Source organism: Serratia sp. BFP-2025, from assembly GCF_050880365.1.
Lineage (GTDB): Bacteria > Pseudomonadota > Gammaproteobacteria > Enterobacterales > Enterobacteriaceae > Serratia > Serratia surfactantfaciens.
Window position 1 is genome coordinate 1 of record NZ_JBPAFV010000012.1, and the last position, 515, is coordinate 515.

Annotated in this window: 1 tRNA gene and 1 rRNA gene; both read left to right on the plus strand. The window is 53.0% G+C overall.

From position 1 onward, the window contains the following. The first annotated feature begins 224 nt into the window (after positions 1 to 224). Positions 225 to 340: ribosomal RNA gene (rrf, locus tag ACRAWE_RS24330) — 5S ribosomal RNA — on the plus strand. A 94-nt stretch (positions 341 to 434) separates the two neighbouring features. Continuing rightward, positions 435 to 511 (plus strand) — tRNA-Asp (locus ACRAWE_RS24335). Positions 512 to 515: the final 4 nt, after the last annotated feature.

Here is a 515-nt window from a genome sequence, read left to right on the forward strand (position 1 = left end):
CAGCGATGCATTGAGCTAACCAGTACTAATGATCCGTGAGGCTTAACCTTACAACACCGAAGGTGTTTTTAGAGAGACAAAATCGTCGGGAACGATTTTGAACAACGCGGAGCGTTGGCCCCGAAGGGGTGAGTATCAGGATGATACGAATAATTTTCAGCGAAGTTCCGAGATTGGTTCTGATGGCGACACGAGAGTGAAGCGGTTGGAATAAAACGAATTTGCCTGGCGGCAATAGCGCGGTGGTCCCACCTGACCCCATGCCGAACTCAGAAGTGAAACGCCGTAGCGCCGATGGTAGTGTGGGGTCTCCCCATGCGAGAGTAGGACACTGCCAGGCATCAAATAAACGTTATCAGCGTGACGGCTGGTAATGCGCAAATCGCAGAGCGCGATTTTGCCGGCATCGACAGATGCAACGTAAAAGAATCGGTGGAGCGGTAGTTCAGTTGGTTAGAATACCTGCCTGTCACGCAGGGGGTCGCGGGTTCGAGCCCCGTCCGTTCCGCCACTTA